We start from the raw sequence: 7,312 nt of genomic DNA, 5'->3' as shown, positions 1-7,312 counted from the left end.
TCTGGCCCTGCCGATCGAGGAGCTGGAGCTCACCGTTCGGTCGTACAACTGCCTCAAGCGCGAAGGCGTCCACTCGGTGGGTGAACTCCTGGCGCGCTCGGAGGCGGACCTGCTCGACATCCGCAACTTCGGTGCGAAGTCGATCGACGAGGTCAAGGCCAAGCTCGCCGGCATGGGTCTCGGTCTCAAGGACTCGCCTCCCGGATTCGACCCGACCGCCGCCGCCTTCGACGCGGACGACAACGCGGACGCGGGTTTCGTGGAGACCGAGCAGTACTGAACCCCGCGCGGGCCGCGAGGGAGCCGGGACGCCGGAGGGGCGGGCGATGAGCGCCCCCCCGACCGCACCCGGCTCCCTCGCATGCTCTCCCGGGCGGAGAGACGGATGCCCGAGCCCTCCGGGCCTGATCAGCGGGGCGAAGACGTCCCTCTCAGTCGCGTTCCTCACCGGCCGCGCGTACGGACCCCCGAGCGCGGTCGTCCGGCCAACCACCGGCGGACGGCCGGACGCGCGTGTACGGACCCTCGGGCGCGGTCGTCCGGCCGTCCGCCGGTGGTCGGCGACTCCGCCGCGGTGGTCGGCGACTCCGCCGCGTCAGGCCCCGACGGCGGCTGCGGCGTGCCGCGCCCGCGGCGGCCGGGCAGGGGGGAGCCGTACCGGTACACGGCGATTCTGTCGGCGTGCTGCAGGTTGAGCCGGTGGATCACATACGCCCCCACTGCGACGAGGATCAAGATGCCGGCGGCTGCCAGGTAGGCGTTCACGGCGACCACCTCACAAACCGCTGGGCCGGCCGGCCGGGTCGGGCGGACCCGTCTGCCGGGGAAGGCCTGCGGACACGGTCCCGGCCGGCGACTTGAGCACGTCGGTCGCCGAGGCGCCGCCCTCGGTCTCCCATGCCTCGTCCGCGGCCGGCGACCGGTCGGCCGCGGAGACGCCGTGCCGCGCCTCGTCCTCGGCGATGAGCGCGCTCGCGGTCAGTGGCAGGCCGTCGCGGCCGGATGCCGCGGTCATCAGCCGGGCCGCCGACTCCGCTCCGGTCTCGGGCGGGATGACCAGGAGATCCCAGCGGCCGGTGCCGTACGAGAGCAGCAGCAGCTTGTGCGGGTCGATCTCCGGCGTGAACCAGCCGACCTTCACGGTGCGGCCGTCCACGGGAACCTTGCGGGGGATGACCGGCCAGTGCTCCGGGTTCACGGCGACGCGGGTGATGCGGCCCCACAAGGGGTCCAACGCGTCGGTCAACGCCCGCAGTTCGTGCGCCAGATCCCGGGAGCGGGGCCACCAGGCACCGTCCAGGAGGCCGCGGGAGCTGCCGTCGGTCTTCAGTGCGAGACGCGCGGCCGGGGCTGCGGCGGGCTCGGGGCGCGGCAGTGGGGGAAGCAAGGTCGCCGACATGATGCGGACCCGTCTCCGGACCGCTCTACGCCGGCCCGGGTGTCATCTGTCACCGAGAACGACCCGGCGTGGAAGCCGGTGTGCGAAATGCCCTCGGTCTTCACCACACTACTCCGCGTTCCGCCGCAGCGGGGGGTGCGCGACCGCCTGGCTGAAGGCACCGCCGCCGGGTGCCCACCCGCTGCCTGCCCCGCCCACCCGGCCACGAACCGCGGAAGGACGCCTCGCGGGCGGCCGTGGCCGGGCCTTCGGTGAGGGTCGGCCCGAACCGGCGCACCCGGGGGAAACACGCTGGCCACGTGGGCCACGTCCGGCTCGACGACGCAGACGCGGCGGTACGACGACGTCATGCCGATGGACGTGCGCATGCCGGGGCCGTACCGGACGCCTGCTCGCCCCACTGCACGCGTGCGACCGCGCCCAGCGCGTGATCGTCGCCCACGAGACCGGACTCGTAGGCGACCGCCGCCGCGAAGTGTGCGGTCCACAGGACGGACTGCCCTCGGCGAGTCCCGATCGGCCGCGCGCGATGGCTTCCCGCCCGTGGGTGCGTCCGTCACGAGAGGGTCGGTCGGCAAAAGTGCCCGCAGGCGTCCGGCACCTTGAGGTCAGGGCTGGGCGGTGTCCACGATGAAGCGGCGACTGAGAGTGATCTCGCGCGAGAGCGGGCCCGGGTCGGCGGTCACCCTCAGCTCGTACTCCCCCTCCCGCAACGCCCTCACATCGAGCACCCTGTGGCCTCCGACCCACTGGGTGGGGACGAACTCGCCGTTCAACCTCACCTCCATATCGCGCAGCGCCTCAATGCCCAGCGCCTCGTCGCCGTTGCGAGGGGCGACGTCCACCGTGAGCTTGGCTTCGGAGAGTTCGGCGGCGTTCAGCACGCCACTGCTGGGGATGCCGCGTATCCGGAGCTCGGGCTGGTTCACCGCGTTGTCCACCGCGATGCCGCCGATCACCAGGGCGGCGGCGACAGCGGCAAGCGAAAGTGTGATGAGGCTCCTTCGCCGGAACCGGGTGCGCAAAGGATCCGACGACTTCAGGGCCAGCCGCATGGACACATCCTTCGAGGGGTTGCTGCTGTGGGCCGTCGGCCACGGACTCGCATGCGGACTCGCGGGTTTCCGGCGACCCCGATGGTGCCACCTCAACCGTCACGGAATCCAGGTCACTCTCGCCCTCGATGAATGAGTCGTGTCTTGTCGGGTCGACGGTCCGGTGCTTCGCTGCGGGTGTGAGGGCGGATGAACTCTCCCCCTCCCGCGCCCGGTTGGAGAGCTTCACCGGGGAGGTGTTCGCGCCTCTGGTGCGTGCGGATCAGCGGGTGAGGGGGGCTGCAGCCGCGTGGGCTGCTGCTGGACGGGCGTCGGAAGTCCGCCGCCCCTGCCCGACTCCGGAAGTCTCCGGGCGGCCCGACTGCCTGGCGAACGTCGCGGGCGTTCGACGCTCACCGCCCGGCCGGGCAGTTCCCCCAGAGTGCGGAGAGGGCGTCGGGAATCTGCGCGACATCGCCGCAGCCCTGTGGTCCTCGTGGGAAGCCGTCGCTGGTGAGGTAGGTCCAGCCGCCTGCGGAAGTGCCGCGGAAGTACTTGGTGGCGCTGCCCTCGTCCTGCATGCTCACCAGCTCGTCGTGCGTGGCACCAAGGGTGGCCTCGAAGCGGGTGGCGGCGTAGCGGACGCCGCCGCACTGGCCGTAGAAGAACTGCCCCGGCTCCGGCCGAAGATGGACGAACCGGGGAAAGCTGCGCCGGTACGCCTCCGTCACGGCGGTCTTCACCTCGCTGCCGGCGGTCAGGTTGCGGCAGTCGGCGTGGTCCGCGGACGAGGGGAGGGTCGCCGCGGGAGTGGGCGTGGTGGCCTTGGCCGGTGTGGCAGAGGTGGCAGGGGCGGCCGACGGGATGGCCGTGGCGGTGGCCGGGCCGGTCGTAGGGGTGTCGGTCGGCGTCGGGGCCTGCGCGGAAGGCGGGGACGAGGGAGCGGAGGAGGCCGAGGCGGACGCGGGTGTGCCCGAGCCGGTGGGGGAGTCGGACGCCTCCCGACACCCTGCCAGCGCCAGGATCCCGCCCACCACCGCTATCACCGACGCACCTCTGAAACCGGGCATGGGTGTCCTCTCCTCGACCGTTCTCGACCGTTGAAGCTACGGCCAGTGTCTGCCGCGGCGCTAGACACACGGCACAGCGCCGGGGTTGCGGGGCGAGGGAGCTACGAGATGGTCTCGATTCCGTCTACGCGTGCGTTCCGCTCCTCCGCGCTCCTCACCGCGGCTTGCGACCCGGCAGCGTCGCGGGCCGCGAAACTGCCGGACACCGCACAAGCGCGCGCGACCCCGCCGATGGCACGATCCCGCTCATGAACGGTGTCCGGGAAGTGACCTGTCGTCCCCACCTGAAGCGCCCCGTGCGGCGGTTCGTCGTCCTCGCGGCGGCCGGGGCGAGCCTGGCCGGGACCGGTCTGGCCGTGGTGCGCGTGGCGTACGGGAACGGACCGGCGGACGTGTGGGCCTGTGCGGGCCTGCTCGTCGCGCTGCTGGGCGTCGCGTGTCTGTACGGGGCCGTCGTCCAGGTGAGCGCCGACGCGTACGGAGTGCACTCCCGGACACTCCTGCGCCGCCGCAGCGTGCCGTGGCGCGACATCGCCGACCTGCGCGTGTATGTGCAGTACGGGCGCCACGGGCAGGAGATCCACCGCGTCGAGGTAGTGCCGCGCGGCGGCGGACCCACGCGCCGCCTGCCCCTGCCGGCCAGCGTGTCCTCGGGCGACCGGCCGGACTTCGACGCCAAGCTGCACGCTCTCCGCGCGCTGCACCGCTTGTACGGCACCCCGGAGTCGAACCACGTCGCCGTCATCTCGAAGCGCACCGCCGGTCGCGGTACGGCCGTGTCGCTGATCCTGTGCGTGCTGCTGCTCGCGGGCGCCGGCCTGGCCGCCTGGTTCGTGCCGGCCACGGAGGCGCTGAAACAGGCGTGGACGTCGGCTGCGCCGTGCACCGCCGAGGCGCCCGCCGCGGAAGGGCCGGGGTCCCCCGTGCCCGAGCGAAGCCGAGAGCCTGAGGGAGACTGCCTGACCACCCTGTCGGCCGTGATCACGCGGGTCGAGGTCGGCAAGGGGAAGCAGAGCAGCCGGCTGTACTTCGCCGAGAGCCGGCCGCTGGAGCGGCTCTCGGTCTCGCAGGAGGGTGCCCAGGGATTCCGGCCCGGAGACCGCGTCGAACTCACCGTCTGGCGCGGCGAGGTGAGGCAGGTCACCGGCGAACACCACGTCTGGCGCGAACACTTCCCCAGCGGCGGAGAGGTGGCCGTCATCGCGGCCGGGTGCGCCCTGGCCGCGGGCTACCCCGCCTCCGTGGTACTGCTGCGCAGACGCGGTCGTCGGCTGCCCGCCGACGAGGTCCTTCCGTCGGCGCTCCCGTTCGCGGGCGCGCTCGCCGGTACGGCCCTGTGGCTGCTGCCGCTGTGCTACCTCCACCCCACGACCCCGCCGACCTCTCCCGGGGCCCTCACCTGGGCGGTCGCGGGCTTCCTGGCCACGCTGGGCGCGTTCACCCGGGCCTGGCGCGCGACCCGCATCCGTACGCCCCAGAAGGCCGCGGCGCCCCGGACTCCCCCCGGGCTCTCCGACGAGGACGAGGAGGTCTTCCTGGCCGCCCGCTTCCTGGAGCCCACCGACTACAACCCGAACAACTTCGGCACCCACATCGTCCTCGGCGGAGGCCCGCCCGCCGTCACACCCCACCCCGGCCCGGGCCGGTTCGCGGCGAAGCGGATCCCGGCGGAGCGGATCACCGTCAAGGACATACGGCGCCCCCGCGGCGGCGACGGTGACGGCGTCCCCAGAAGCTGGCAGATCGCCGAACTCGACGACGCGGGCCGACCGGTCCACCTCACGGCCGCCCCGACCGACCTGGCCCGCATCATCCAGGCGCTGACCCCGGCGAGAACGCCCGCGAACGTCACACGCCCCGACCTGTGAGCGGTGTGCATCGTGAAGGTGCTGGTCACGGGTCTGGCGTGAGTTGTCTTCGGCGTACTCGTGCTGGTCGTGGGCGGCAGTCTGAGGTGTAGATCGTCTGGTAGGTGCGGGTTTTGCGATTTCTCGCCCGCCGTCTCGGGTTGCGCTCGTGCGCTCCGGCGCATGGTGGACCCCGCGGTGCATGAGCGGACCACCGCGCGCCGCGCGGAACGGGGGGCACCGAAGCTGCTGGGCTATTGCGGGAGCAGAAGCTTTTGGTCGGGTCGCTGCCAGAGCAGCGGCCGGCCCGGTTAATCGGTTGCGGACCTTCGGGATGGCGTCTCACACCGAACTTTCTCAGCCAGCAGCGCTCCGGCGACGACACGACGGACACTGCGCCGTTGACACGGCGAACACGACGAGACCGCGAGGGTATGTACTGACAGGTGTCTGCCTCGGGCAGGCGCTGGCCGCGATGCTCGTGGCATGACCAAAACGAGTGTCCCGATCACCGTCTTCGCCCGTACAACGTCCAGCCCCGCGCACACCTACCAGGTCATCGTGCCGATCGACCTCGCCCAGGTGTTCAAGCCGTGGGGACCGTTCCCCGGCGTCGCGGAAGTGCGCGACCAGACCGGCACCTGGAACCGGCCGGGGACGTCGCGCCAGACCTGGTTCACCGACGGCTCCAAGGCCGACGAGCGGCTTACCGAGATCGCGGAGGGGCACGGGTTCGCCTATGAGCTGAGTGGCTTCACCAACGTGCTGGCCAAGCTGATCTCCGGGGTGCGCGGCGAGTGGTCGTTCCTGCCCGATGGGACCGGCACGTCGATCCGATGGACGTACGACTTCCGGCCGCTGCCAGGCCGCTGCTGGATCGTCGCGGGGCCGTTCAAGCCGCTCTGGGCCCGCTACATGCGCGCTGCACTCACCAGGATGGTGACCGTGGTGCAGGAAACGCCCGGTGGCATCATGGAGGAGTGAGCGACCTGAGCTTCGGCGCCTTACTGCGCGGCTGGCGCGACCGCCTAGACCCGGCCGATGCCGGCTACGCCCGGTCGGCCCGCCGCCGCGCCCCTGGCCTGCGCCGCGAGGAACTCGCCGAGCTCGCCGGCCTCTCCGTCGAGTACGTGCTGCGCCTGGAGCAGGGCCGGGCCACCAATCCCTCCGCGCAGGTGGTCTCGGCCATCGCCCGCGCGCTGCGGCTCACCCCGGCCGAACGCGACCAGTTCTTCCGCGCTGCCGGCCTGCTCGCCCCGCGCGACCATACCGTCGGCACTCACGTGCCGCCGAGCATCCGCCGCCTGGTCGCCCGCCTCGGTGACCTCCCGATCGGCGTGTTCGCCGCCGACTGGAGCCTGCTGTGGTGGAACGACATGTGGACGGCTCTGCACGGCGACCCGTCCAGCCTGGCGCCCGCCGAACGCAACCTCGCCCGCGCACTCTTCGGCACGGGAGAGGGGCGCTGGCACCTGTACCCCGTCTCATCGGCGGCCGGACAGTACGCGTTCGAGACGGCGATCGTCGCTGACCTGCGCGAAGCGGTCGCCCGCTATCCGACCGACCCGGAGCTGGCCGCGCTCGTGGACGGGTTGCGCAGGGCCTCGCCGTTCTTCGGTGAACTGTGGGCCGTGGCGGGTATGGAGCAGCTGGCTGGGGACCTGAAGACGATCAGCCATCCCGAGCTTGGCGACGTCACCCTGGACTGCGACGTGCTGACCTTGCCGGGAGTCGACCTGCGCATCGTCACCTACACAGCGGCCCCGGGAACCCGCGGCGCCGACCAACTCGATCTCATGCGTGCGTCCCGGCTCAGCGAAGCCCGCTGACAATCGGGGCGCCTGAGGAACTCATTCGGCATCTGGCCGTTCATCGCAAACATCCTGCGGGGTGCCAAAACAGGCCCTCGTCGGTGTGTAGGAGGCATCCGGACGTCAACCACGGCCCCTTCGGCACTAGGCC

General features: G+C 72.0%; 8 protein-coding genes. 4 read left to right on the top strand and 4 right to left on the bottom strand.

Annotated features, from left to right (window positions below):
- Positions 1–280 (top strand): DNA-directed RNA polymerase subunit alpha C-terminal domain-containing protein (locus QNO09_RS38225; RefSeq protein WP_283974838.1); only part of this gene is annotated, 280 nt, incomplete at its 5' end.
- A gap of 164 nt (positions 281–444) precedes the next feature.
- Here the strand turns inward: QNO09_RS38225 and QNO09_RS38220 are convergent.
- The 4 genes from QNO09_RS38220 to QNO09_RS38205 all read right to left on the bottom strand — a co-directional run bounded on the left by QNO09_RS38220 (position 445) and on the right by QNO09_RS38205 (position 3,503).
- Positions 445–765 (bottom strand): hypothetical protein, encoded by a 321-nt coding sequence (locus QNO09_RS38220; protein ID WP_283974837.1) that lies wholly within the window; start codon positions 763–765, stop codon positions 445–447.
- A 10-nt stretch (positions 766–775) separates the two neighbouring features.
- The gene (locus tag QNO09_RS38215) at positions 776–1,399 is read right to left on the bottom strand and encodes a DUF5994 family protein (protein ID WP_283974836.1); all 624 of its coding nucleotides are present in this window, start codon (positions 1,397–1,399) and stop codon (positions 776–778) included.
- Between the two features lie 608 nt (positions 1,400–2,007).
- Positions 2,008–2,454 carry a hypothetical protein gene (locus QNO09_RS38210; RefSeq protein ID WP_283974835.1) on the bottom strand — a complete coding sequence of 149 codons (447 nt, stop codon included), beginning with the start codon at positions 2,452–2,454 and terminating at the stop codon, positions 2,008–2,010.
- 392 nt (positions 2,455–2,846) lie between these two features.
- Positions 2,847–3,503 (bottom strand): hypothetical protein, encoded by a 657-nt coding sequence (locus QNO09_RS38205; RefSeq protein ID WP_283974834.1) that lies wholly within the window; start codon positions 3,501–3,503, stop codon positions 2,847–2,849.
- Positions 3,504–3,751: 248 nt separating this feature from the next.
- Here QNO09_RS38205 and QNO09_RS38200 point away from each other — a divergent pair, with 248 nt between their 5' ends.
- The 3 genes from QNO09_RS38200 (at position 3,752) to QNO09_RS38190 (ending at position 7,179) form a co-directional block, all read left to right on the top strand.
- Positions 3,752–5,371 carry a PH domain-containing protein gene (locus QNO09_RS38200; RefSeq protein WP_283974833.1) on the top strand — a complete coding sequence of 540 codons (1,620 nt, stop codon included), beginning with the start codon at positions 3,752–3,754 and terminating at the stop codon, positions 5,369–5,371.
- Between the two features lie 465 nt (positions 5,372–5,836).
- Positions 5,837–6,334, top strand: coding sequence for an SRPBCC family protein (locus tag QNO09_RS38195; RefSeq protein ID WP_283974832.1), 498 nt, complete (start codon positions 5,837–5,839; stop codon positions 6,332–6,334).
- Entirely contained in the window at positions 6,331–7,179 is an 849-nt protein-coding gene (locus QNO09_RS38190; protein ID WP_283974831.1) for a helix-turn-helix domain-containing protein, read from the top strand. The genes QNO09_RS38195 and QNO09_RS38190 overlap by 4 nt, the downstream gene beginning before the upstream one ends.
- The last annotated feature ends 133 nt before the right edge of the window (positions 7,180–7,312 follow it).

The sequence above is a fragment of the Streptomyces sp. 378 genome, from assembly GCF_030124145.1.
Taxonomy (GTDB): Bacteria; Actinomycetota; Actinomycetes; order Streptomycetales; family Streptomycetaceae; genus Streptomyces.
Note: the sequence above shows the minus strand (reverse complement) of the source record. Positions and strands in the feature narration are given on the sequence as shown.